The 24280-nt window shown below is 72.0% G+C and carries 18 protein-coding genes and 1 pseudogene; 12 read left to right on the plus strand and 7 right to left on the minus strand.

Going from position 1 to position 24280, the window contains the following annotated elements; all coding sequences use genetic code 11:
• Positions 1-15: 15 nt before the first annotated feature.
• The 7 genes from ACFY3I_RS13665 to lgt all read left to right on the plus strand — a co-directional run bounded on the left by ACFY3I_RS13665 (position 16) and on the right by lgt (position 5872).
• Positions 16-462: a DUF2752 domain-containing protein gene (locus ACFY3I_RS13665; RefSeq protein WP_365283172.1), complete on the plus strand. Its 447-nt coding sequence runs from the start codon at positions 16-18 to the stop codon at positions 460-462.
• 155 nt (positions 463-617) lie between these two features.
• Positions 618-1427, plus strand: a complete 810-nt coding sequence (gene trpC / locus ACFY3I_RS13670) for an indole-3-glycerol phosphate synthase TrpC (RefSeq protein ID WP_365283174.1) — start codon at positions 618-620, stop codon at positions 1425-1427.
• Between the two features lie 21 nt (positions 1428-1448).
• Positions 1449-1646 (plus strand): tryptophan biosynthesis modulator TrpM, encoded by a 198-nt coding sequence (trpM, locus tag ACFY3I_RS13675; RefSeq protein ID WP_365283176.1) that lies wholly within the window; start codon positions 1449-1451, stop codon positions 1644-1646.
• Positions 1647-1726: 80 nt separating this feature from the next.
• Complete coding sequence (gene trpB, locus ACFY3I_RS13680; protein ID WP_365283178.1) at positions 1727-3010, plus strand: tryptophan synthase subunit beta; 1284 nt, start codon at positions 1727-1729, stop codon at positions 3008-3010.
• Positions 3007-3825, plus strand: a complete 819-nt coding sequence (gene trpA / locus ACFY3I_RS13685) for a tryptophan synthase subunit alpha (protein ID WP_390860686.1) — start codon at positions 3007-3009, stop codon at positions 3823-3825. The genes trpB and trpA overlap by 4 nt, the downstream gene beginning before the upstream one ends.
• Positions 3826-3912: 87 nt before the next feature.
• The gene (locus ACFY3I_RS13690; protein ID WP_365283182.1) at positions 3913-4689 is read left to right on the plus strand and encodes a thioredoxin domain-containing protein; all 777 of its coding nucleotides are present in this window, start codon (positions 3913-3915) and stop codon (positions 4687-4689) included.
• 91 nt (positions 4690-4780) lie between these two features.
• Positions 4781-5872 (plus strand): prolipoprotein diacylglyceryl transferase, encoded by a 1092-nt coding sequence (gene lgt, locus ACFY3I_RS13695; RefSeq protein WP_390860687.1) that lies wholly within the window; start codon positions 4781-4783, stop codon positions 5870-5872.
• Between the two features lie 152 nt (positions 5873-6024).
• Here the strand turns inward: lgt and ACFY3I_RS13700 are convergent, their stop codons facing one another.
• The 7 genes and pseudogenes from ACFY3I_RS13700 to ACFY3I_RS13730 all read right to left on the minus strand — a co-directional run.
• Positions 6025-6846 carry an HpcH/HpaI aldolase/citrate lyase family protein gene (locus tag ACFY3I_RS13700; RefSeq protein WP_390860688.1) on the minus strand — a complete coding sequence of 274 codons (822 nt, stop codon included), beginning with the start codon at positions 6844-6846 and terminating at the stop codon, positions 6025-6027.
• Positions 6843-8045, minus strand: a complete 1203-nt coding sequence (locus ACFY3I_RS13705; RefSeq protein ID WP_390860689.1) for a CaiB/BaiF CoA transferase family protein — start codon at positions 8043-8045, stop codon at positions 6843-6845. The genes ACFY3I_RS13700 and ACFY3I_RS13705 overlap by 4 nt, the downstream gene beginning before the upstream one ends.
• The gene (rbsK, locus tag ACFY3I_RS13710; protein ID WP_390860690.1) at positions 8042-8935 is read right to left on the minus strand and encodes a ribokinase; all 894 of its coding nucleotides are present in this window, start codon (positions 8933-8935) and stop codon (positions 8042-8044) included. Before rbsK ends, ACFY3I_RS13705 begins: the two co-directional genes overlap by 4 nt.
• Positions 8932-10422: an ADP-ribosylglycohydrolase family protein gene (locus ACFY3I_RS13715; protein ID WP_390860691.1), complete on the minus strand. Its 1491-nt coding sequence runs from the start codon at positions 10420-10422 to the stop codon at positions 8932-8934. Before ACFY3I_RS13715 ends, rbsK begins: the two co-directional genes overlap by 4 nt.
• A complete protein-coding gene (locus ACFY3I_RS13720) occupies positions 10410-11585 on the minus strand; it encodes an ADP-ribosylglycohydrolase family protein (protein WP_390860692.1) in 1176 nt (391 codons plus the stop codon). Before ACFY3I_RS13720 ends, ACFY3I_RS13715 begins: the two co-directional genes overlap by 13 nt.
• An 8-nt stretch (positions 11586-11593) precedes the next feature.
• Entirely contained in the window at positions 11594-12712 is a 1119-nt protein-coding gene (locus ACFY3I_RS13725) for an ADP-ribosylglycohydrolase family protein (protein ID WP_390860693.1), read from the minus strand.
• Positions 12713-13185: 473 nt separating this feature from the next.
• Positions 13186-14172 (minus strand): annotated as a pseudogene (locus tag ACFY3I_RS13730) (ADP-ribosylglycohydrolase family protein); the annotation flags it as partial.
• Between the two features lie 295 nt (positions 14173-14467).
• Here ACFY3I_RS13730 and ACFY3I_RS13735 point away from each other — a divergent pair.
• The 5 genes from ACFY3I_RS13735 to ACFY3I_RS13755 all read left to right on the plus strand — a co-directional run bounded on the left by ACFY3I_RS13735 (position 14468) and on the right by ACFY3I_RS13755 (position 24257).
• Positions 14468-15199 carry a VIT1/CCC1 transporter family protein gene (locus ACFY3I_RS13735; protein ID WP_365283198.1) on the plus strand — a complete coding sequence of 244 codons (732 nt, stop codon included), beginning with the start codon at positions 14468-14470 and terminating at the stop codon, positions 15197-15199.
• A 458-nt stretch (positions 15200-15657) separates the two neighbouring features.
• Entirely contained in the window at positions 15658-20169 is a 4512-nt protein-coding gene (gltB, locus tag ACFY3I_RS13740; protein WP_390860898.1) for a glutamate synthase large subunit, read from the plus strand.
• Positions 20162-21622, plus strand: coding sequence for a glutamate synthase subunit beta (locus ACFY3I_RS13745; RefSeq protein WP_390860694.1), 1461 nt, complete (start codon positions 20162-20164; stop codon positions 21620-21622). Before gltB ends, ACFY3I_RS13745 begins: the two co-directional genes overlap by 8 nt.
• A 150-nt stretch (positions 21623-21772) precedes the next feature.
• Positions 21773-22498 carry a vWA domain-containing protein gene (locus ACFY3I_RS13750; protein ID WP_390860695.1) on the plus strand — a complete coding sequence of 242 codons (726 nt, stop codon included), beginning with the start codon at positions 21773-21775 and terminating at the stop codon, positions 22496-22498.
• Between the two features lie 97 nt (positions 22499-22595).
• Entirely contained in the window at positions 22596-24257 is a 1662-nt protein-coding gene (locus tag ACFY3I_RS13755) for a cytochrome bc complex cytochrome b subunit (protein ID WP_390860696.1), read from the plus strand.
• Positions 24258-24280 lie beyond the last annotated feature (23 nt).

Raw genomic sequence — 24280 nt, forward strand, 5'->3', positions numbered from 1 at the left:
ACCGTAGGGGGCACAATGCGAGGCGTGAACGCCGACACCTCCAGCGCAGCCGCCCCGGCACTGCCCTCCCTGCGGGGACGGCTGGCCGTGCCCGCGGGGGTGATGGCCGCCGTCGTCGGTGCCTTCGCCTACGTCGGCACGGTCGACCCCAACCAGCCCGGCCACTACCCGGTCTGCCCCCTGTTCCGGCTCACCGGCCTGTACTGCCCCGGCTGCGGCGGCCTGCGCGGCGCGCACGCCTTCGTCCACGGCGACCTCCCGGCCGCGCTGCGGGACAACGCGGCGGGCGTGGCCGCCTATCTGGCCTTCGCCGTGGTGTGGACCGTCTGGGTGGCGCGCGCGGTACGCGGCCGGCCCGCCCGGATCGAGCTCAGGCCTGCGCTGATGTGGACCCTGGGCGCTCTGCTGCTCGTCTTCACCGTTGTCCGGAACCTACCCTTCGCCGACTGGTTGCATCCTTGATCGACCGGCGAACGTCCAGGTAGGGGGGACCGCCGTCGGCCGGATGCGAGGTCGGCGCCGTCCTGCGGATACCATCGGTATGACCATGGGTTTTGACCCGCCTGGGTTGGGACCCGCTCGGCAGAACCGCCCGGAACCGGAAGGGGACCGCTCGCGTGAGTGTGCTCGACGAGATCATCGACGGAGTCCGTGCCGACCTCGCGGAGCGGCAGGCGCGCGTCAGCCTCGACGAGCTCAAGGAACGCGCGGCCAAGGCGCCCGCGGCCAAGGACGGCGTGGCCGCACTGCGTGGCGACGGCGTCAAGGTGATCTGCGAGGTCAAGCGCTCCAGCCCGTCCAAGGGCGCGCTGGCGGCGATCGCCGACCCGGCCGGGCTCGCCGCGGACTACGAGGCGGGCGGCGCGGCCGTCATCTCGGTCCTGACCGAGCAGCGCCGCTTCGGCGGCTCGCTGGCCGACCTGGAGGCGGTCCGGGCCCGCGTGGACATCCCGGTCCTGCGCAAGGACTTCATCGTCACGTCGTACCAGCTGTGGGAGGCACGCGCGTACGGCGCCGACCTCGCGCTGCTGATCGTCGCCGCTCTCGAGCAGCCGGCCCTGGAGTCGCTGATCGAGCGCGCGGTCTCCATCGGTCTCACCCCGATCGTCGAGGTGCACGACGAGGACGAGATCGAGCGCGCGGTGGACGCGGGTGCCAAGGTGATCGGCGTCAACGCGCGCAACCTGAAGACCCTGGAGGTCGACCGCTCCACCTTCGAGCGGGTCGCCCCGGAGATCCCCGACACCGTCGTCAAGGTCGCCGAGTCCGGCGTCCGCGGCCCGCACGACCTGATCGCCTACGCCAACGCGGGCGCCGACGCGGTCCTGGTCGGCGAGTCCCTGGTGACCGGCCGCGACCCCAAGGCCGCGGTGGCCGATCTGGTGGCGGCGGGCGAACACCCGGCGCTGCGCCACGGCCGCCCCTGATCACCCGCTAGGCTGACCCCGATGACTCCCACCGTGACGACCGTGGACCGGTACGCCCGCCTCGCGCGCGGCTGCCGGCCCAGGGGCTGCCGAGCGCCGGCCCGCCGGGTGCACGGCCGCCGGGTCCGCTATGTCATCGGTGCCGAACCCGGGCAGGTGAACGGGCGCCGATGGCAGCGCCCCTTCAGGGGCGCGGGGAACTGCGCGAGCAGCCACTGACGGCTCGCGGTCATCGGACAAGTCTCCGCCCCCACGGCGAACAGTGTCTTCTCTCCACACACTCACCGTGAGGCTTTCGCATGCCCAGCGACTTCTTCTTCCCTGACCCCACCGGTCAGGTGCCCAGCGCCGAGGGCTACTTCGGCTCCTTCGGCGGCAAGTTCATCCCGGAGGCCCTCGTGGCGGCCGTGGACGAGGTGGCCGTCGAATACGACAAGGCCAAGAACGACCCCGGGTTCGCCCGCGAACTCGACGACCTGCTCCTCAACTACACCGGCCGTCCCTCGGCGCTCACCGAGGTCCCCCGGTTCGGCGCGGAAGCGGGGGGCGCCCGGATCTTCCTCAAGCGCGAGGATCTCAACCACACCGGCTCACACAAGATCAACAATGTGCTCGGCCAGGCCCTGCTGACCAAGCGCATGGGCAAGACCCGGGTGATCGCGGAGACCGGCGCCGGCCAGCACGGCGTGGCCACCGCGACCGCCTGCGCGCTGTTCGGCCTCGACTGCACCATCTACATGGGCGAGATCGACACCGAGCGCCAGGCCCTCAACGTGGCCCGGATGCGCATGCTCGGCGCCGAGGTCATCGCCGTGAAGTCCGGCAGCCGCACCCTGAAGGACGCCATCAACGAGGCGTTCCGCGACTGGGTGGCCAACGTCGACCGCACCCACTACCTCTTCGGCACGGTCGCCGGCCCGCACCCCTTCCCGGCCATGGTCCGCGACTTCCACCGGGTCATCGGCGTCGAGGCCCGCCGCCAGATCCTGGAGCGCGCCGGCCGCCTGCCCGACGCGGCGATCGCCTGCGTCGGCGGCGGCTCCAACGCCATCGGCCTCTTCCACGCCTTCATCCCCGACGAAGGTGTCCGTCTCATCGGCTGCGAGCCCGCGGGCCACGGCATCGAGACCGGCGAGCACGCCGCCACCCTCACCGCGGGCGAGCCCGGCATCCTGCACGGCTCCCGGTCCTACGTCCTCCAGGACGAGGAGGGCCAGATCACCGAGCCGTACTCGATCTCGGCCGGCCTGGACTACCCCGGCATCGGCCCGGAGCACTCCTACCTCAAGGACTCGGGCCGCGGCGAGTACCGCGCGGTCACCGACGACGCGGCCATGCAGGCCCTGCGCCTGCTCTCCCGCACCGAGGGCATCATCCCGGCCATCGAGAGCGCGCACGCCCTGGCCGGCGCCCTGGAGGTCGGCAGGGAACTCGGCGAGGACGGGCTGATCGTGGTCAACCTGTCGGGCCGCGGCGACAAGGACATGGACACCGCCGCACGCTACTTCGGGCTGTACGACACCGACGCCGAGGTCGCGGCCGACGCCGCCGACACCGCCGAGATCGAGGGGGACGCCAAGTGAGCGGGAACATCCGACTGCTGAACGAGGCCCTCGCCGGCGCCAGGGCCGAGGGCCGGGCCGCGCTCATCGCCTACCTCCCGGCCGGGTTCCCGACCGTGGCCGGCGGCATCGAGGCGATCAAGGCCGTCCTGGACGGCGGCGCGGACGTCGTCGAGGTCGGGCTGCCGCACAGCGACCCGGTCCTGGACGGCCCGGTCATCCAGACCGCCGACGACATCGCCCTGCGCGGCGGCGTCAAGATCGCGGACGTCATGCGCACGGTCAAGGAGGCCCACGCGGCCACCGGCAAGCCGATCCTCGTCATGACGTACTGGAACCCCATCGACCGCTACGGCGTCGAGCGGTTCACCGCCGAACTGGCCGAGGCGGGCGGCGCGGGCTGCATCCTGCCCGACCTGCCCGTCCAGGAGTCGGCGCTGTGGCGCGAGCACGCCGACAAGCACGGTCTGGCGACCGTCTTCGTGGTGGCGCCGAGCAGCAAGGACGAACGGCTCGCCACGATCACGGCGGCGGGCAGCGGGTTCGTCTACGCGGCCTCCCTGATGGGCGTCACCGGTACCCGGGCGTCGGTCGGCGCGCAGGCCCAGGACCTGGTGGAACGCACCCGGGCCACCGGCACGGACCTGCCCGTCTGCGTCGGCCTCGGGGTCTCCGACGCCGCCCAGGCCGCCGAGGTCGCGGGCTTCGCCGACGGGGTGATCGTCGGCTCGGCCTTCGTCAAGCGGATGCTGGAGGCGCCGGACGACGAGGCCGGCGTGGCGGCCGTCCGGGACCTCGCCGGTGACCTGGCGAAGGGCGTGCGCGGACGGGCGTAGCGGAGAGACGCACACGGTCCGCTCACTCGAACGGGTGGACCTGGGACCGGGGAGGCGCGGTGCGCCTCCCCGGTTCGTTCTGGTGGTGTGAGCGAGAAGAATCGTGACGGAAAGCGGACGGCCCGTGAGCGGCTGGCGGCCGACCGCGAGAAGCAGCGGACCGCGGAGAAGCGACGGCGCGCGCTGATCGTGGGCGCGAGCGTGGTCTGCGTCCTCGGCCTGGCCGCGGTGATCGGCGTGGTCGCGGCGAACGCGGGCAAGGACAAGGGCGGCGAGAGTTCCGGCCCGGTCGTGGCTCCCTCGGGCGCGCAGGGCAAGGACAGCCTCGCGATCCCGGTCGGCAAGGACGACGCCAAGGCCACGCTCACCGTCTGGGAGGACTTCCGGTGCCCGGCCTGCCAGGCCTTCGAGGCGGCGTACCGGCCCACGCTCCACCAGCTGACCGACTCCGGCAAGCTCAGGATCGAGTACCACCTGGTCACGCTGATCGACGGCAACCTCGGCGGCAGCGGCTCCCGGAACGCGGCCAACGCGGCGGCCTGCGCCCAGGACGCGGGGAAGTTCCGCGACTTCCACGACACGCTGTACGAGAACCAGCCCAAGGAGACCGACGACGCCTTCTCGAACAACGACAAGCTGATCGAGCTGGCCGGCAAGGTCGACGGCCTGAACACACCGGCCTTCCAGAAATGTGTCAAGGACGGCAAGCACAACGCCTGGGTCGTGAAGTCCAACGAGGCCTTCCAGGCGGCCAAGTACGGCGGTACCCCGACCGTGCTGCTCGACGGCAAGAACATCTACCAGGACCAGACGATGACCCCGGCCAAGCTGACACAGCTGGTGGAGGACGCCAACAAGGGGTGAGCGGGGTAAGCGAATCTCACGCCCCTGTTATGGAGCCGTAGCCGGGCTGATTGCCGTCGGCCCGGTCCGGCACGGTAGCGTCGACCCTGCCATGGAAGAAATTGCCTACATTCCCAGCCCTTCGCGCGGAGTGATCCACCTCGGTCCCATCCCGCTGCGCGGCTACGCCTTCTGCATCATCATCGGTGTCTTCGTAGCCGTCTGGCTCGGAAACAGGCGCTGGACCGCCCGCGGCGGGCGGTCCGGCACCGTGGCCGACATCGCGGTCTGGGCCGTCCCGTTCGGCCTGGTCGGCGGGCGCCTCTACCACGTGATCACGGACTACGAGCTGTACTTCAGCGAGGGCCGTGACTGGGTCGACGCGTTCAAGGTGTGGCAGGGCGGCCTCGGCATCTGGGGGGCGATCGCGCTCGGCGCGGTCGGTGCCTGGATCGGCTGCCGGCGCCGGGGCATCCCGCTGCCCGCGTACGCCGACGCCATCGCTCCCGGCATCGCCTTCGCCCAGGCGATCGGCCGCTGGGGCAACTGGTTCAACCAGGAGCTGTACGGCCGCGAGACCCATGTGCCGTGGGCGCTGCACATCACCTCGTCCGAGGGCGGCCGGGTTCCCGGCTATTACCACCCGACCTTCCTCTACGAGTCGCTGTGGTGCGTCGGCGTCGGCTTCCTGGTCATCTGGGCCGACCGCCGCTTCAAGCTGGGCCACGGCCGGGCGTTCGCGCTGTACGTCGCCGCGTACTGCGTCGGCCGCGGCTGGATCGAGTACATGCGGGTCGACGACGCCCATCACATCCTCGGCCTGCGGCTCAACGACTGGACCGCGTTGATCGTGTTCCTGCTCGCGGTCCTGTACATGGTGCTGTCCGCGAAGAAGCGGCCGGGCCGGGAGGCCGTGGTCGAGCCGGGCGTCTCCGACGGCGAGACCGAGGCGGGTGCCTCCGACGGCGACGCCGGTGCGGGTGAGCCCACGGAAACCGTCAAGGCCGACGACACCGACGACACCGCCGAGGCGGGTGGGGCCGTCGGTGCCGAGGAGGCTCCGGAGACGGAGTCCGCCAAGGTCGAGGCCGAGGCCGACGAGGAGGCCAAGGGCGAGGCCGGCGACGACGCCGGGGACGGTGCCAAGGCCGACGCCGGAGACGGCGCCAAGGACGAGGCCGGGGCGGCGGCCAAGAAGAGCTGACCTGCCGCGATACGACGAAGAGGGCGCCCGGATCAACCGGGCGCCCTCTTCGCGTGCGGGCCGGCGGGTTTCGGCGAGCCGGCACCGCCGGACGGCGCCGCGGGGTGCTCGCCGCAGCGGCTGAAGAGCCCCACCCTGCCGGGGCTCGCAGGTCAGCGGCGGTTCAGCAGGGACAGGGTTCTGCGGGCCGTGGCGACCACCGCCGCGTCGATGAAGCTGCCGTCCGGGAGCGCCTGGGCGCCCTGTTCCGTGGTGGCCGCCTTGATGATCATTTCGGCCTGTTCCAGTTCGGCGAGGGTGGGCAGGTAGGCGCGTTCGATGATCGGGAGCTGACGGGGGTGGATGGCGGCGCGGCCGAGGAAGCCCAGGGCCCGGCCGCGGGCGCAGGAGGTCGCGAGGCCCTTGAGGTCTCGGGTGTCCGGGTGCACCGACTGGGGCGGCGGGGCGAGACCGGCGGCCCGGGCGGCGACCACGATCCGGGACCGGGACCAGTCGAGCCCGATGTCGTCGTACACACCCAGGTCCGCCTGGAGGTCCGCCTCCCCGAGCGAGATGCCCCGCAGGGCGGGATGGGCGGTCGCGATGGCGTAGGCGTGTTCGATGCCGAGGGCCGATTCGAGGAGCCCGTACAGGGGGAGAGCGGCGCTGCGGGCCGTGACGCGGTGGATGTCGTCCGGGCCGGTCACCTTGGGCAGGCGCAGGCCGGCGAGGCCGGGCAGGCCGAGCAGGTCCCGGAGGTCGGCCTCGGACCAGGGGGTGCCCAGGCCGTTGATCCGGACGTGCACCGGGACCGGCTGGGGGTGGGCGAGGAGGTCGGCGGTGGCGGCGCGGGCACAGTCCTTGCGGTCGGGGGCGACGGCGTCCTCCAGGTCGATCACCACCACGTCCGCGCCGGAGGCCAGCGCCTTGGTGACCACGTGCGGCCGGTCACCGGGAACGTAGAGCCAGGTCAGCGGGAAGGGGGCGGGGGTCATACGGCGCCCTCCTCGCGCAGGGCCAGCAACTGGGCCGGGGTCAGTCCCAGTTCGGTGAGGACCTCGTCGGTGTCGGCGCCGTGCGGCCGGCCGGTCCAGCGGATCGCGCCGGGGGTCGAGGAGAGCCGGAAGAGGACGTTCTGCATGCGCAGCGGGCCCAGTTCGGGGTCGGGGACGGTGGTGACGGTGTCCAGCGCCAGGTACTGCGGGTCGTCCATGACGTCCCTGACGTCCTGGATGGGGGCCACCGCCGCCTCCGCCTTCTCGAACTCGGCCAGCACCTCGGCCCGGGAGCGGACGGCGATCCAGTCGCCGACGGCCGCGTCGAGGATGTCGGAGTGCGCCGCCCGGTCGGCGCCGGTCGCGAACCACGGCTCGTCGATCAGCTCCGGGCGCCCGACCAGCCGCAGCACGCGTTCCGCGATCGACTGGGCCGAGGTGGAGACGGCGACCCAGGTGCCGTCCGCCGTGCGGTAGGTGTTGCGCGGGGCGTTGTTGGCGGAGCGGTTGCCGGTGCGTTCCTGGACGTAGCCGAGCTGGTCGAACCAGGTGGGCTGGGGGCCGAGGACGGTGAGGATCGGCTCGATGATCGCCATGTCGACGACCTGGCCCTCGCCGGTGCGGTCCCGGGCGGCGAGCGCGGTCATCACGGCGTACGCGGTCGCCAGCGCCGCGATGGAGTCGGCGAGCCCGAACGGCGGCAGCGTGGGCGGGGCGTCCGGATCGCCGGTGATCGCCGCGAAGCCGCTCATCGCCTCGGCGAGGGTGCCGAAGCCGGGGCGGTGCGCGTAGGGGCCGAACTGGCCGAAGGCGGTGACCCGGGTCAGGATCAGCCGGGGGTTGGCGGCCGAGAGCTCCTCCCAGCCGAGGTCCCACTTCTCCAGGGTGCCGGGCCGGAAGTTCTCCACGATCACGTCGGCGCCGGCGGCGAGCCGGAGCAGCGTGGCACGGCCACCCGGCTTGGACAGGTCCAGGGTGATGGTCCGCTTGTTGCGGCCGAGCAGCTTCCACCACAGGCCGACTCCCTGCTTGGCCGGGCCGTGCCCGCGGGAGGGGTCGGGTTTGGCGGGGTGCTCGACCTTGACGACCTCGGCGCCGAAGTCACCGAGCAGGGTGGCGGCGAGCGGGCCGGCGAAGAGGGTGGCGAGGTCCAGGACGCGCAGACCGGCGAGGGGCTGGGGCTGTGTTGTCGTACTCATGCGGTGTACTGGGCCTCGATCTCCTGTCGGTACGGCATGGACGTGGACGCCCCTTCCCGTTGCACGGCGAGCGCGGCCGCGGCCGCCGCCCAGGACAGGGCCTCCCGGATCGGCTTCTCCTCGGCCAGGGCGACCGCGAGGGCACCGGCGAAGGTGTCGCCCGCGCCCGTCGAGTCGACGGCGGAAACCCGGGGTGCCGGGATGACCAGGGGCGCGGCGTCGCGGGTGAGGTAGAGGCTGCCGGCCGCGCCCAGGGTGACGACGACCTGCGGCACCAGGCCGAGCAGGGCGGCGGCCGCGTCCCGTGGGTCGGCCAGGTCGGTGAGGACGGCTGCCTCGCGCTCGTTGGCGATCAACAGGTCGATGTTGTCGAGGAGTTCGGAGGGCAGCAGGCGGGTCGGGGACGGCGTGAGGATGGTCCGGACGCCGTGCCGGCGGGCGGCCTGCGCACCGGCGACGACCGCGGCCAGCGGGATCTCCAGCTGGAGCAGGAGCGTGTCGGCGGAGGCGATGACACCCTCGTCGCCGGGGGCGAGATGGTCGACGGTGCCGTTCGCGCCGGGAATCACGACGATCGCGTTGCCGCCCTCGTCGTCCACGACGATGTGCGCGGTGCCGGAGGCGCACTCGATCGTGCGCAGCGAGTCGGTGTCCACGCCGGAGTGTTCGAGGGTCTCCCGCATCCTGGCGCCGTAGGCGTCGTGGCCGACCGCGCCGATCATCGAGACGGTGGCGCCGGCGCGGGCGGCGGCGATCGCCTGGTTGGCGCCCTTGCCGCCGGGGACGGTACGGAAGTCCCGTCCGGTCACGGTCTCGCCGAGCTGCGGTGCCTTCTCGACGTACGCGACGAGGTCCATGTTCGTGCTGCCGAGTACGGCGATATGGGTCATGGGCGGGTCGCCTCCAGGTGGATGAGGTGGGCGAGGATGTCGAAGCCGGTCCCGTCGAAGCCGCCGACGGAGGTGGCGAGCCGGTTCTTGAGCGGGGTCGTCCAGCGGTCGGGGAGGGCGTCGGGGGTGCCGGTGAGCAGTCCGGCGACGGAACCGGCCGTCGCCCCGTTCGAGTCGGTGTCCCAGCCGCCGCTGACCGCACGGCAGACGGACCCGGTGAAGTCGCCGTCCGCGTGGGTGAGGGCGGCGGCGATCAGCGCGGTGTTGGGGACGGCGTGCACCCAGTGGTGGGTGGCGGAGTGGGTGCGGTGGAGTTCGTCCACGACCGTCTCGAAGTCCTCGTGGGTCCGGGCCAGCCGGATCGCCCGGTCGACCGCCTGCGCCAGGCGGGACTCGGGCGGGATCACCGCGCGGCCGAAGCGCAGGCAGGCGTGCACGTCGTGGGTGCCGGTGGCGGCGGTGGCGATGGTGGCCGCCGTGAACATCGCCGCGTAGACGCCGTTGGCCGTGTGGGTGAGGGTGGCGTCGCGATGGGCCTGCTCGGCCGCGGCGGCCGGGTCGCCGGGGTTGGTCCAGCCGTGCACGTCGGCCCGGATCAGGGCGCCGATCCACTCGCGGAAGGGGTTGCGGTGGCGGGCGGTGTGCGGGGGTTCGACGCCGGTGAGGAGGTTGCGGTAGGCGACGCGCTCGGCGGTGAAGGTACGTCCGGCGGGCAGCTCGTCGAGCCAGAGCCGCGCCACGTCGGCGGTGGTGAAGGCACGGCCGTGGCGCTGGAGCAGGAGGAGGTTGAGGAGGGGGTAGTTGAGGTCGTCGTCCTCGGGCATGCCGTCGATGTTCTCGGCGAGGGAGGTGGTCGCGGAGCGGCGGTTCCAGGGATGCGCGGTGAGCAGGGCGGCGGGGACCCCGCGGGCGGTGAAGTAGTGGTTCAGGGGCCAGTTGCCGGTGGCGCGGGCGAGTTCGCGGATCGCGTGCAGCGGAAGCTTCTCGACGGGTTTGCCGAGCAGGCAGCCGACGGCCCGGCCGAGCCAGGCGGCCTGGTATGCGCGGGGGGTGGGGACGCTCTCCCGCGCCGGCAGCGTGCCGCTGCGCCCACCCGTGCCGCCCTGCGACAGGCCTTCCCGTAGTTGGGTGTGCGGGACGCGGCTGGGCAGCGCCCCGCCAGGGGCGCGGGGAACCGCGCGGTCGGCCCCCACCGGGCCGCAGCCGTACGACGGCCACTGCAGGCACAGCGCCCGGATCGCTTCGAGATCCGTCGGCTCGTCCAACCTGCTCGGCAGGTCCGCGAGTTCGTCGAGGAGGTCTTCCGCCAGGCGGCGCAGGTAGCGGGACGCCCGGTCCGGAGAGGCACCCGCACGGTCCGGCGCGTCCGCACCCCCCGCCGCCTTCCAGCGTGCCGCGACCGCGCCGGGCTCCCGGCCGTCCTGCCGGGCCTGGCGGATCTCGTGGCCGAGCAGGTCCTCCGGCTGGACCCAGGTCACGCGGAGCAACTCGGGCCTCCGAGGCGGGCGAAGGACTCCTCGTGGGCGCGTCGGCGTTCCGTGTCGCGGGCGAAGACCTCCCTGGTCACGGCGGTCAGCGTGCGCGCCGGCTCCCAGAGGTCGAGACGGCTCGCCTCGGCGACCGGCTTCGACCACTCCTCCGGCACGGCCGAGCCCAGCGCGCCGGCGATCGCCGCGGCCATCGTCGCGATCGAGTCGCAGTCCCGGCCGTAGTTGACGGAACCGAGGACGGCGTGCCGGAAGTCGCCGCCGGCCACCAGCAACATGCCCAGCGCGACGGGGAGTTCCTCGATCGCGTGCAGCCGGGAAGGGCGGCGGGCGCCGAGGGAGGGGGAGCGGTAGTCCGCGCCGACCGTGTCGTAGGGGGCGACCGCCTCCCGGAGGGGGGCCAGGGCGGACTCGAAGTCGGTGTGGCGTGCGGCCACTTCGCAGACGTCCTCGATCGCGGTCCGGGTGCCGTCCTTGGCCAGGGACAGGCACGCGGTGACGACGGAGTCCGGTGTCGCCCCCGGTGCGGCCGCCGCCGCCACCGCGGCCGCGAACACACCGGCCGCCTCCCGGCCGTACGACGACTGGTGGGCCCCCGCCACGTCCAGCGCCTCGGCGTAGGCGGCCCGCGGGTTCGCCGCGTTGACCAGGCCGACCGGGGCCATGTACATCGCCGCGCCGCAGTTGACGATGTTGCCGTTGCCGGCCTCGCGGGGGTCGACATGTCCGTAGTGCAGCCGGGCCGCCAGCCACTTCTCGGCGAGGAAGACCCGGTGCAGCGGGATGGTCTCGGCCTCCAGCTCCGGAATCCAGCGGGGGTTGGTCATCAGGTCCGGTACCAGGTGGTCGGCGATCGCGTACGCGTCGAGGTGGTCGCGTACGCGGTCGTACACCCGTACCAGCGCATGGGTCATCAAGGTGTCGTCGGTGACGTGCCCGTCGCCCTTGTGGTACGGCGCGATGGGGCGGGCGGTGCGCCAGGCGTCGCCGTTCCAGGGACCGACGACGCCGTGGACGCGGCCGCCGTGGCGTTCCAGGATCTGGTCGGGGGAGTAGCCCTCGACGGGACCGCCGAGGGCGTCGCCGACGGCTGCCCCGACGAGGGCTCCGGTGATCCGTTCGTCCAGCGAAGCTCCGGTGCTTTCTTGTGTTTTGGGCGTCATGTACCGAATCATCCACCTGGACGGGCCGGTTGCGTGGCTTCCAGGAGTTCGGCGAGTTCCACGAGGTCGGTGCCGGTGAGGCGGGGGAGGGCGCAGCCGGAGAGGGTGCGGCAGGCGTCCCGCCAGGGGGGCGGGATGGAGTCGCCGCCGCCGAGTGCGCCGGTGAGCGCGCCGGCCAGGGCGGGGGCCGAGTCGGCGACCCGGGAGAGGCAGGCGGCGGCGGGGACGGCCTCGGCGATCCGGCCGCGGGCGGCGGTGGCGAGGGCGAGGGCGACCGGGACGGTCTCGGCGGCGGCGATGCCGTAGCTGTAGACGTGGTCGACGATCTGGTGTTCGAGGAGGGGGACCAGGGCGAACGCCGTGTCGGCGGTGCCGGTGAGGGTCAGGGCGTGGCGGGCGTTGCGGCCGATCTCGGTGACCGCGGGGAGCTCGGCGAGCGCGGCGGACACGCAGGTCTCCACCTCGGCGCCGGCGAGGGCGAGCGCCACGGCCGCCGCCATCGCGCGGGCGCCGTGCACCCCGTCGCCGTCCTGGGTGTAGCGGGCGTCGAACTCGGCCAGGTCGGCCGCGCGCCGGGGGTCGCCGGGGTGGGCGACGGCGAGCGCGCAGGCGCGGACACAGGCGGCGTCGTCGAAGTAGTGCGGGTTGTCGTGGCCGGTGGCGGGCGGGCGCAGGCCGGTGGCGAGGTTGCCGAGACCCGCGCGGACCGAGATGCGGGCGCGCAGCGGCAGGACCGCCGACTCGATCTCCGGTGCGCGCTCGGCGGCCGCGGCGACCTCGGAGGCGACGGCGGTCCACGTGAGGTCGATGGCGGCGCGGGTGCGCAGCTCACGGCTGAGGTCGGCCAGGGCGGTGTCGTCGCCGGCGCGCAGTACGGCCTCCGCGGCGAAGACCGCCCACTCGGCGTCGTCGGAGGGCCCGAGCCGGAGCGGCTCGGGCGGCTGGTTCAGGGCGATGGGGACGGGGAGGGTGGTGGTCGCGTTCTGCTCGGCGAAGGTGTCGAGTTCGCGGGTGAGGCGACGGGTCCACTCCGGCATCCGGGCGGCCCGGTGGCGGGCGGCGGGCCAGCCGGCGGCGTCGCCCGCGGCGAGGCCGAGCAGGAGCCCCTCGATACGGCGGCGCTTCACCGCTGTCCCTCCCCGCGGTCGCTCTCCGGGCGACCCGGCCCCCGGACCCCCTGGTTCCCCGGCCACCCGCCACCCGCCCCGGTGTCCCGGACGGCGGCAGCCGCCTGCCGTGCCCCGCCACCCGGCAGGTCCGGCACCGTGCGCGGCGCCGTCACGGGGGCCGCCGGTGTGAAGGGGTGGGTCTCGGCGGGCGGGAGCGCGGGGGTCGTGGAAGGGCCCGTTTCCGAGGGCGGGAGCGCGGGGGCGGGGGGGTGGCTTTCGGAGGGCAGAAGCGCAGGGGTGGAAGGGCGGGTCTCCGAGGGCGGGAGCGTAGGGGTGAAAGGGCGGCTTTCGGTGGGTGGGAGTGCGGGGGCGCAGGGGTGGGGCTCGGCCGGGAGGGAAGTGGGGGGCGTGGCGTGGGCGACGGGATGCGCGGCCGGTGCCGAGGGGTGCGGGTCGGCCGGCAGGGCGGGGATCCGGGCCGGCGTTCCGGTGAGCAGCTCCGCCACCTCCAGCACGTGGTGGCCCGCCATCGACGGCAGGCAGCTTCCCCGCGCCGGGCCGATGGCCGCCGCCCAGTCCGCCGGGATCGCCGTCTCGCCCTGCGTCGCCCCCGCCAGCGCACCGGCCACCGCCGCCGTGGTGTCCGCGTCGCGGCCCATGTTGACGGCGGTCAGCACCGCCTCCCGGAAGTCGCCGTCCGCCGCCGCGTACGCGCCGAAGGCCAGGGCCACCGCCTCCGGGGCCAGGTCCGTCCACGGATAGCCGCCGATGACGACCGCCGAGCGCACCGCCCGTTCACCCCGGTGGGCCACCGAGACGGCCCGGCGCAGCGAGCGGGCCGTCCACGAGTCGTCCGGCACCACCGCCAGCGCTGCCGCCACCACCGCGGTCGGCGGCGCGCCCGCCATCGCCGCCGCCACACCCGCCGCCACCGCCTGGCCGCCGTAGATCCCCTCGCCCTCGTGGCTCACCGAACCGTCGATCGCCACCAGCCGGGCCGCCTCGGCGGGCCGGCCCGCCGAGAAGACTCCGAAGGGGGCCGCCCGCATGGCCAGCCCGTCGCTCCAGGCGTGCCGGTGCTGGGCGGAGATGGGGGCCGCCAGGCCCCGGCGGAGGTTCTCCAGGGTGCCGCGCTCGCTGAAGCCGGCGCCCTTGAAGGGGCCCTCGGCACGGTCGGCGATCCACTCGTGCCAGGCCGCCTCGACGTGGGCGGTGGTGAGTGCCGAGCCGTGGCGGGCGAGGAGCAGACCGGAGAAGATCGCGTACTCGGTGTCGTCCGTACCAGCCGGGTTGTCGGAGACGTACCCCGTGATGCGGCCCCAGCGGGCACGGATCTCGGAGGGCTTCATGTTCTCCGCCGGTGCCCCGAGCGCGTCACCCACGGCCAGGCCCAGCAGTGCGCCCCTCGCGCGGTCGTACAGGAGGGAGGCGCGCTCCTCGGGAGCGGGGACCGACGGGGTGCAGACGATCGATGACATGGGCGGGCCTCTCCGGGTGGGGCTTCGCGCCGGGGCGCGGAACCGTTTGCGGATGTGTCCCACGGGCGGCGGTTGACCGCAGCCTTACGGGCCCCCACATCACCCGGTCGACATGTGTGCAGGCCTTCGCACAAGTGAGCGTAGAAGGGTGAAACCGCAGGTTAGCCGAGCCTTCCCTTGCTGGCGGCCGAGAATGGCGGGGCGTAGTGTTGATGTTGTCAAAAGATGGAACCAGTCCAGACTTAGCTTTGCCTCAGCTTATGTGGGGCACGTCCGAGACCTTTGGGGGACCCGCATGGCCGTCATCGACACCCAGGCGACGCTGCACGAGGCGCACCGCGACAACCACACCCACCGGGACGTGAACGGCGGGTGGCTGCGCCCGGCCGTCTTCGGTGCCATGGACGGCCTGGTCTCCAACCTCGCCCTGATCACCGGTGTGGCCGGCGGGGCCGTCGGCCACCAGACCATTGTGATCACCGGCCTCGCGGGCCTGGCCGCCGGAGCCTTCTCGATGGCCGCCGGCGAGTACACGTCCGTCGCCTCGCAGCGTGAGCTCGTCGAGGCCGAGCTGGACGTGGAGCGCGCGGAGCTGCGCAGGCATCCGCAGGACGAGGAGGCCGAGCTGGCCGCGCTCTACGAGGCGAGGGGGGTCGAGACGCGGCTTGCCCGCGAGGTCGCCCGGCAGCTGTCCGCCGACCCGGAGCAGGCGCTGGAGATACACGCCCGGGAGGAGCTCGGGATCGACCCGTCGGACCTGCCCTCGCCGCTGGTCGCCGCCGTGTCGTCGTTCGGCTCCTTCGCGCTGGGCGCGCTGCTGCCCGTACTGCCGTTCCTGCTCGGCGCCACCGTGCTGTGGCCCGCCCTGCTGCTGGCGCTCGTCGGGCTGTTCGGCTGTGGTGCCGTGGTGGCCAGGGTGACCGCGCGGACCTGGTGGTTCAGCGGCCTGCGGCAGCTGGCCCTGGGTGGCGCGGCGGCCGGTGTGACGTATGCCCTGGGCAGCCTGTTCGGGACCGCCGTAGGATAGTGGAACCGCTACTTATGCGATCGGCCGCATAAGTAGCCGTTACTCGCTGGTTTCGAACGCTTAACCACCGGGCATGAGCCGTAAGCACCGCAGGCAAGGACGCCTGACGTGTACCTGTGGGGTGTCGGCGACGCTCACCCCCGCCCCTGCGGACCGATGGACATGGATCTGTCCGGATCGGTCCCCCACCACCTTCACCGCGTGAGCGGTACCTCGCCGTAAACCCTTTCGGCGTCCGCATGTTGGAACGATGTATCCAGTTCCCGAGAACCGCTTCATCATGTAACCTGCGTGAAATTTCGCTACAAAAACGCAGAGGGCCAGCGTCGTCCCTCGGCACCTGCTATATGCCACTGACGACGACGGGAGAGCCGATGCGTACGCCGCGCCAGCCGTCCCAGCACTCCACGAATGGCCTGAACTGGTCGTTCATGGATGCTCGCCCTGCTGCGCAGGGTATGTACGACCCCCGCAACGAGCGTGACGCCTGTGGCGTCGGCTTCGTGGCCACCCTCACCGGCGAGGCGAGCCACGCGCTGGTCGAGCAGGCGCTCACGGTTCTGCGCAACCTGGAGCACCGCGGCGCCACCGGCTCCGAGCCCGACTCCGGCGACGGCGCGGGCCTGCTCTCCCAGGTGCCCGACGCCTTCCTCCGCGAGGTGGCCGGATTCGAGCTCCCGGCCGCCGGTTCGTACGCGGTCGGCATCGCCTTCCTGCCCGAGGACGGCACCCAGGACGCCGTCTCACGGATCGAGACGATCGCCGCGGAAGAGGACCTGACCGTCCTCGGCTGGCGCGAGGTGCCGGTCGCCCCCCAGCTGCTCGGCGCCACCGCCCGCTCCACCATGCCGGTCTTCCGGCAGGTCTTCGTGACCGACAACGCCAGCGAGGGCATCGCGCTGGACCGCAAGGCGTTCGTGCTGCGCAAGCGCGCCGAGCGCGAGGCGGGCGTCTACTTCCCGTCGCTGTCCGCGCGGACCATCGTCTACAAGGGCATGCTGACCACCGGCCAGCTGGAGCCCTTCTTCCCGGACCTGTCCGACCGCCGCTTCGCGTCCGCGATCGCGCTCGTGCACTCCCGGTTCTCCACCAACACCTTCCCGTCGTGGCCGCTCGCCCACCCCTACCGGTTCGTCGCCCACAACGGTGAGATCAACACCGTCAAGGGCAACCGGAACTGGATGGCCGCCCGCGAGTCCCAGCTGGTCTCCGACCTGTTCGGCCCGCAGGAGAAGCTGGACCGGGTCTTCCCGATCTGCACGCCCGACGCCTCCGACTCGGCCTCCTTCGACGAGGTGCTGGAACTCCTGCACCTCGGCGGCCGCTCGCTGCCGCACTCCGTGCTGATGATGATCCCGGAGGCGTGGGAGAACCACGGCTCCATGGACCCGGCCCGGCGCGCCTTCTACGGCTACCACTCCACGATGATGGAGCCCTGGGACGGCCCCGCCTGCGTCACCTTCACCGACGGCACCCAGGTCGGCGCCGTTCTCGACCGCAACGGTCTGCGCCCCGGCCGCTACTGGGTCACCGACGACGGCCTGGTCGTCCTCGGCTCCGAGGTCGGCGTCCTCGACATCGACCCCGCCAAGGTCGTCCGCAAGGGCCGGCTGCAGCCCGGCCGGATGTTCCTCGTCGACACCGTCGAGCACCGCATCATCGAGGACGACGAGATCAAGGCGACCCTCGCCGCCGAGCGGCCCTACGAGGAGTGGCTGGAGGCCGGCGAGATCGAGCTGTGCGACCTGCCCGAGCGCGAGCACATCGTGCACACCCACGCCTCGGTCACCCGCCGCCAGCAGACCTTCGGCTACACCGAGGAAGAGCTGCGCGTCCTCCTGGCCCCGATGGCCAAGGCCGGCGCCGAGCCGATCGGCTCCATGGGCACCGACTCGCCCATCGCCGCCCTCAGCGAGCGCCCGCGCCTGCTCTTCGACTACTTCACCCAGCTGTTCGCCCAGGTCACCAACCCGCCGCTGGACGCGATCCGCGAAGAGCTCGTCACCTCGCTGCGCTCCTCCCTCGGCCCGTCCGGCAACCTGCTCGACCCGAACGCCGCCTCCTGCCGCTCGGTCGTGCTGCCCTTCCCGGTGATCGACAACGACGAGCTGGCCAAGCTCATCCACATCAACGCCGACGGCGACATGCCCGGCTTCAAGGCCGCCACCCTGTCCGGCCTGTACCGGGTCAACGGCGGCGGCGACTCGCTCGCCGCGCGGATCGAGGAGATCTGCGCCGAGGCCGACGCGGCCATCGGCAACGGCGCCCGGCTGATCGTCCTGTCCGACCGCCACTCGGACGCCGAGCACGCCCCGATCCCCTCGCTGCTGCTCACCGCGGCCGTCCACCACCACCTCATCCGCACCAAGCAGCGCACCCACGTGGGCCTGCTGGTGGAGGCCGGTGACGTCCGCGAGGTCCACCACGTCGCCCTGCTGATCGGGTTCGGCGCCGCCGCCGTCAACCCGTACCTGGCCATGGAGTCCGTCGAGGACCTGACCCGCGCGGGCACCTTCCTGCCGGGCCTGGAGTCCGAGCAGGCCATCCGCAACCTGATCTACGCCCTCGGCAAGGGCGTCCTGAAGGTCATGTCCAAGATGGGCATCTCCACGGTCGCCTCCTACCGGGGCGCCCAGGTCTTCGAGGCCGTCGGCCTCGACACCGCGTTCGTCGAGAAGTACTTCAACGGCACCGCCACCAAGATCGGCGGCGTCGGCATCGACGTCGTCGCCAAGGAGGTGGCCGCCCGCCACGCCAAGGCGTACCCGGCCTCCGGCATCGCCCCGGCCCACCGCGCCCTGGACATAGGCGGCGAGTACCAGTGGCGCCGCGAGGGCGAGCCGCACCTGTTCGACCCGGAGACGGTCTTCCGCCTCCAGCACTCGACCCGCGCCAACCGCTACGACATCTTCAAGAAGTACACGGACCGCGTGAACGAGCAGTCCGAGCGGCTCATGACGCTCCGCGGGCTCTTCGGCTTCAAGAGCGACCGGCCGTCGATCCCCCTCGACGAGGTCGAGCCGGTCTCCGAGATCGTCAAGCGGTTCTCCACCGGCGCCATGTCCTACGGCTCCATCTCGCGCGAGGCCCACGAGACCCTCGCCATCGCGATGAACCAGCTGGGCGGCAAGTCCAACACCGGTGAGGGCGGCGAGGACCCGGACCGCCTGTACGACCCGGCCCGGCGCAGCGCCATCAAGCAGGTCGCCTCCGGCCGCTTCGGCGTGACCTCCGAGTACCTGGTCAACGCCGACGACATCCAGATCAAGATGGCCCAGGGCGCCAAGCCCGGCGAGGGCGGCCAGCTGCCCGGCCACAAGGTCTACCCGTGGGTCGCCAAGACCCGGCACTCCACCCCGGGCGTCGGCCTCATCTCGCCGCCGCCGCACCACGACATCTACTCCATCGAGGACCTGGCCCAGCTGATCCACGACCTCAAGAACGCGAATCCGCAGGCGCGGATCCACGTCAAGCTGGTCTCGGAGGTCGGCGTCGGCACGGTCGCCGCGGGTGTGTCCAAGGCGCACGCGGACGTCGTGCTCATCTCCGGCCACGACGGCGGCACCGGCGCCTCGCCGCTGACGTCGCTGAAGCACGCCGGCGGTCCCTGGGAGCTGGGCCTCGCCGAGACCCAGCAGACCCTGCTGCTCAACGGCCTGCGGGACCGGATCGTGGTGCAGACCGACGGGCAGCTGAAGACCGGCCGGGACGTCGTGATCGCCGCGCTGCTCGGCGCCGAGGAGTTCGGTTTCGCCACCGCGCCGCTCGTCGTCTCCGGCTGCATCATGATGCGCGTCTGCCACCTCGACACCTGCCCGGTCGGCGTCGCCACCCAGAACCCGGTGCTGCGCGACCGCTTCTCCGGCAAGGCCGAGTACATCGTGAACTTCTTCCGGTTCATCGCCGAGGAGGTCCGCGAGATCCTCGCCGAGCTGGGCTTCCGCTCCATCGAGGAGGCCGTCGGCCACGCCGGGACGCTCGACGTCACCCGCGCCGTGAACCACTGGAAGGCGCAGGGCCTGGACCTGGCCCCGCTCTTCCACGTGCCCGAGCTGCCCGAGGGCGCGGCCCTGCACCGGACCGTCGCCCAGGACCACGGCCTGGAGAAGGCCCTGGACAACGAGCTGATCAAGCTCGCCTCGGACGCCCTGGCCGCCTCCAGCGCCACCGACGCCCAGCCGGTGCGCGCCCAGATCAAGGTCCGCAACATCAACCGCACGGTCGGCACCATGCTCGGCCACGAGGTGACGAAGAAGTTCGGCGGCGCAGGTCTGCCCGACGACACCATCGACATCACCTTCACCGGCTCGGCCGGCCAGTCCTTCGGCGCCTTCCTGCCGCGCGGTGTCACCCTCCGGCTGGAGGGCGACGCCAACGACTACGTCGGCAAGGGCCTGTCCGGCGGCCGGATCATCGTGCGGCCCGACCGCGAGGCCGACCACCTCGCCGAGTACTCCACCATCGCGGGCAACACCATCGCCTACGGCGCGACCGGCGGCGAGCTGTTCCTGCGCGGCCGGACCGGCGAGCGGTTCTGCGTCCGCAACTCCGGTGCGCTGGTGGTCTCCGAGGGCGTGGGCGACCACGGCTGCGAGTACATGACCGGCGGCCACGCGGTGGTCATCGGCGAGACGGGCCGCAACTTCGCGGCCGGCATGTCCGGTGGCATCGCCTACGTCATCGACCTCGACCGGGACAACGTCAACGTGGGCAACGTGGACGCCGTCGAGGCCCTGGACGACGCGGACCGGCAGTGGCTGCACGACGTGGTGCGCCGGCACGCCGAGGAGACCGGCTCCACGGTCGCCGAGAAGCTGCTCGCCGACTGGGACACGGCCGCCCGCCGGTTCAGCAAGATCATCCCCAGCACGTACAAGGCAGTGCTCGCCGCCAAGGACGCCGCCGAGCGAGCGGGTCTCTCCGAGACCGAGATCACCGAGAAGATGATGGAGGCGGCGACCAATGGCTGACCCGAAGGGCTTCCTGAACCACGGCCGCGAGGTCGCCCGGACCCGTCCCGTCACCGAGCGCGTCCGGGACTGGAACGAGGTCTACGTCCCCGGCTCGCTGCTGCCGATCATCAGCAAGCAGGCCAGCCGCTGCATGGACTGCGGCATCCCCTTCTGCCACAACGGCTGTCCGCTCGGGAACCTGATCCCCGAGTGGAACGACTTCGCCTACCGCGAGGACTGGACGGCCGCCTCGGAGCGCCTGCACGCGACCAACAACTTCCCCGAGTTCACGGGGCGGCTGTGCCCGGCTCCGTGCGAGTCGGCGTGCGTGCTCGGCATCAACCAGCCGGCCGTCACCATCAAGAACGTCGAGGTCTCGATCATCGACCAGGCGTGGGAGGCCGGGACCGTCGCCGCGCAGGCCCCCGAGCGCCTGTCCGGCAAGACCGTCGCCGTGATCGGCTCGGGCCCGGCCGGCCTCGCCGCCGCCCAGCAGCTGACCCGGGCCGGCCACACGGTCGCCGTCTACGAGCGCGCCGACCGTGTCGGCGGTCTGCTCCGCTACGGCATCCCCGAGTTCAAGATGGAGAAGCGGCACATCAACCGCCGCATCGAGCAGATGCGCGCGGAGGGCACCCGCTTCCGTACCGGCGTCGAGATCGGCGTCGACCTCAAGGCGACCGACCTGAGGAAGCGGTACGACGCGGTCGTGATCGCCGCCGGCGCCACGACCGCCCGTGACCTGCCGGTCCCCGGGCGGGAGTTGAACGGCGTCCACCAGGCGATGGAGTACCTGCCGCTGTCCAACAAGGTCCAGGAGGGCGACTACGTGGTGTCGCCCATCTCGGCCGAGGGCAAGCACGTCGTCGTCATCGGCGGCGGCGACACCGGCGCGGACTGCGTGGGCACCGCCCACCGCCAGGGCGCGGCCTCCGTCACCCAGCTGGAGATCATGCCCAGGCCGGGCGAGGACCGCGCGTCGCACCAGCCGTGGCCGACCTTCCCGATGCTCTACAAGGTCACCTCGGCGCACGAGGAGGGCGGTGAGCGGGTCTACTCCGTCTCCACCACCCACTTCGAGGGCGACGAGGACGGCAACGTCCAGTGGCTGCACCTGACCGAGGTGGAGTTCGTCGACGGCAGGCTGACCCCGAAGCCGGGCACCGAGCGCCGGATCCCGGCCCAGCTGGTCACCCTCGCCATGGGCTTCACCGGCACCGACCGGGCCAACGGCCTGGTCGAGCAGTTCGGTCTCGACCTCGACGAGCGCGGCAACGTCGCCCGTGACGCCGAGTTCCAGACCAACGTGCCCGGCGTCTTCGTCGCCGGTGACGCCGGCCGCGGCCAGTCCCTGATCGTCTGGGCGATCGCTGAGGGCCGTTCGGCGGCCAAGGGCGTCGACCGCTTCCTGACGGGCGCCAGCGACCTGCCGGCCCCGATCCGCCCCACGGACCGCTCACTGATGGTCTGACCCACCCCGAAGAACGTCCCGTACAAAGGCGTACGGAACACCATGCGGCGCCTGCCCGCCAGTCCCCGACCGGACGACTGGGCAGGTGCCGCTGCGTTTCCGCGATCAAGTAACCTCGGCCTCCGGACGGTGGATTCGGGGGGTGCGGGGATGGCCGCGATCAGTCTCGGCAAGGTGGAGCGGAGCGCGCCCGCGCTGGTCGGCCCGTACAAGTCGGCGGGGATCTCCCTCACCAAGCACGGGCTCGACGGCCTGCGGGCCGCCGTCTACCTGGTCGTCGACTACTCCGGCTCGATGAAGCCCTACTACGCCGACGGCAGCGTGCAGGCCCTCGCCGACCGCGTCCTCGGCCTCTCCGCGCACCTCGACGACGACGGCCGGGTGCCGGTCGTTTTCTTCTCCACCGACGTCGACGCGGTCGCCGACATCGAACTCGCCGGGCACGAGGGCCGGATCGAGAAGATCGCGGCCGGGCTCGGGCACATGGGGAAGACCAGCTACCACCTGGCCATGGACGCCGTCATCGACCACTACCTGGACAGCGGCGCCACCGCGCCCGCCCTGGTCGTCTTCCAGACCGACGGCGGCCCGATCAACAAGCCCGCCGCCGAACGCTACCTGTGCAAGGCGGCCAGGCTGCCGCTGTTCTGGCAGTTCGTCGGCTTCGGCGACCCGCACAGCAAGCAGTTCGACTTCCTGCGCAAGCTCGACGAACTGGCGGTGCCGGGAAAGCGCGCGGTGGACAACGCGGGCTTCTTCCACGCCGGTTCGGATCCGGGGAAGGTCCCGGACGGCGAACTGTACGACCGGCTCGTCGGGGAGTTCCCGCGGTGGCTGGCGGCGGCCCGGTCGGCCGGCATCGTGCGGGGCGGCTGAGTCCGTCCCGGCCCGGCCGACTTTACGCCGCACCGTTGGCTGTCGGGGTCCTGTCGTGCCACCCTGAGAATGATCCGGCGGGGAGGCGACGCGACGTATGGACGACGCGGCACGAACGGTGAACGGCTCGGTGCGGGCGGGGAGTTCGGCCGAGAGGGCGAACCCTCCCGGCAAGGGCGAGAAGCTCGCGGACTGGGCCGACGGGCGCCTTGGGATATACGGCCTGGCCAAGGCCAACATGCGCAAGGTGTTTCCGGACCACTGGTCCTTCATGCTGGGCGAGGTCTGCCTCTACAGCTTCCTCATCCTGATCCTCACCGGCATCTATCTCACGCTCTTCTTCGAGCCCAGCGGCGCCGAGGTCGTCTACCACGGCTCCTACGAGCCGATGAACGGCATCATCATGACCAAGGCGTACGAGTCGACGCTGCACATCAGCTTCGACGTACGCGGCGGACTGCTCATCCGGCAGATCCACCACTGGGCGGCGCTGGTCTTCGTCGCCGGGATGCTCGTCCACATGATGCGGGTGTTCTTCACCGGCGCGTTCCGCAAGCCGCGCGAGATCAACTGGTTGTTCGGCTGGACCCTGCTGTTCCTCGCCATCCTCACCGGCCTGACCGGCTACTCGCTCCCGGACGACCTGCTCTCCGGCACCGGCGTCCGGTTCGCCGACGGCGCGATCCTCTCGATCCCGATCGTCGGCTCGTACATCTCGTTCTTCCTGTTCGGCGGCGAGTTCCCGGGCCACGACATCATCTCCCGGTTCTTCCCGATCCACGTCCTGCTGCTGCCCGGGATCATGCTGGGGCTGGTGGTGGCCCACCTGATCCTGGTCTTCTACCACAAGCACACCCAGTACCCCGGGCCCGGACGCGACCAGAAGAGCGTGGTCGGCATGCCGTTCCTGCCGGTCTACATGGCCAAGGCCGGCGGCTTCTTCTTCCTCACCTTCGGCATCCTCGCGATCATCGGCGCCATCGCCACCATCAACCCGGTGTGGGCCTTCGGGCCCTATCGCCCGGACCTGGTGACCACCGGCGCGCAGCCCGACTGGTACCTCGGCTTCTCCGAGGGCCTGATCCGTGTCATGCCCGGCTGGGAGATCAACGCCTGGGGCCACACGCTGGAACTCGGCGTCTTCATCCCCTTCTCGGTCTTCCCGCTCTTCCTGCTGGCCATCGGCGTCTACCCGTTCATCGAGGCGTGGATCACCGGCGACAGACGCGAGCACCACATCCTCGACCGGCCGCGCAACACCCCCGTCCGCACCGGCCTCGGCGTGGCCTGGCTCAGTGTGTACTTCGTGCTGCTGATCGGCGGCGGAAACGACATCGTCGCCACCCATCTGCATCTCTCCATCAACTCGATCACCTGGTTCGTGCGGATCTCCGTCTTCGTCGTCCCGGTCCTCGCCTTCGTCACCACCAAGCGGATCTGCCTCGGCCTGCAGCGCCGGGACCGCGACAAGGTGCTGCACGGCAGGGAGACCGGCCTCATCAAGCTGCTTCCGCACGGCGAGTACATCGAGGTCCACGAACCCCTCAGCCAGGGCAGCCTGTTCGTCCTCACCCAGCACGAACAGAACCCGCCGTACGAGATCGGCCCGGAGGAGGACGCCAACGGGGTGCGCCGGAAGGTCACCCTCGTCCAGCGGATGCGCGCGAGCCTGGCGAAGGGCATGTACGGCCCGGACACCCATGTCCCGAAGCCGACGCGGGAGGAGTACAAGGAGCTCACGAGCGGCGACCACCACTAGGCGCCCCTTCAGGGGCGCGGGGA

Source organism: Streptomyces sp. NPDC001068 (genome assembly GCF_042897315.1).
Taxonomy (GTDB): Bacteria; Actinomycetota; Actinomycetes; order Streptomycetales; family Streptomycetaceae; genus Streptomyces.

Coding starts and splice junctions, on each gene's coding strand:
- ACFY3I_RS13665 (WP_365283172.1), top strand. CDS start 16: ATGCGAGGCGTGAACGCCGACACCTCCAGCGCAGCCGCCCCGGCACTG.
- ACFY3I_RS13750 (WP_390860695.1), top strand. CDS start 21,773: ATGGCCGCGATCAGTCTCGGCAAGGTGGAGCGGAGCGCGCCCGCGCTG.
- lgt (WP_390860687.1), top strand. CDS start 4,781: ATGGAAGAAATTGCCTACATTCCCAGCCCTTCGCGCGGAGTGATCCAC.
- ACFY3I_RS13720 (WP_390860692.1), bottom strand. CDS start 11,585: ATGACGCCCAAAACACAAGAAAGCACCGGAGCTTCGCTGGACGAACGG.
- trpB (WP_365283178.1), top strand. CDS start 1,727: ATGCCCAGCGACTTCTTCTTCCCTGACCCCACCGGTCAGGTGCCCAGC.
- ACFY3I_RS13705 (WP_390860689.1), bottom strand. CDS start 8,045: ATGAGTACGACAACACAGCCCCAGCCCCTCGCCGGTCTGCGCGTCCTG.
- ACFY3I_RS13700 (WP_390860688.1), bottom strand. CDS start 6,846: ATGACCCCCGCCCCCTTCCCGCTGACCTGGCTCTACGTTCCCGGTGAC.
- ACFY3I_RS13735 (WP_365283198.1), top strand. CDS start 14,468: ATGGCCGTCATCGACACCCAGGCGACGCTGCACGAGGCGCACCGCGAC.
- gltB (WP_390860898.1), top strand. CDS start 15,658: ATGTACGACCCCCGCAACGAGCGTGACGCCTGTGGCGTCGGCTTCGTG.
- ACFY3I_RS13755 (WP_390860696.1), top strand. CDS start 22,596: ATGGACGACGCGGCACGAACGGTGAACGGCTCGGTGCGGGCGGGGAGT.
- rbsK (WP_390860690.1), bottom strand. CDS start 8,935: ATGACCCATATCGCCGTACTCGGCAGCACGAACATGGACCTCGTCGCG.
- trpM (WP_365283176.1), top strand. CDS start 1,449: ATGACTCCCACCGTGACGACCGTGGACCGGTACGCCCGCCTCGCGCGC.
- ACFY3I_RS13745 (WP_390860694.1), top strand. CDS start 20,162: ATGGCTGACCCGAAGGGCTTCCTGAACCACGGCCGCGAGGTCGCCCGG.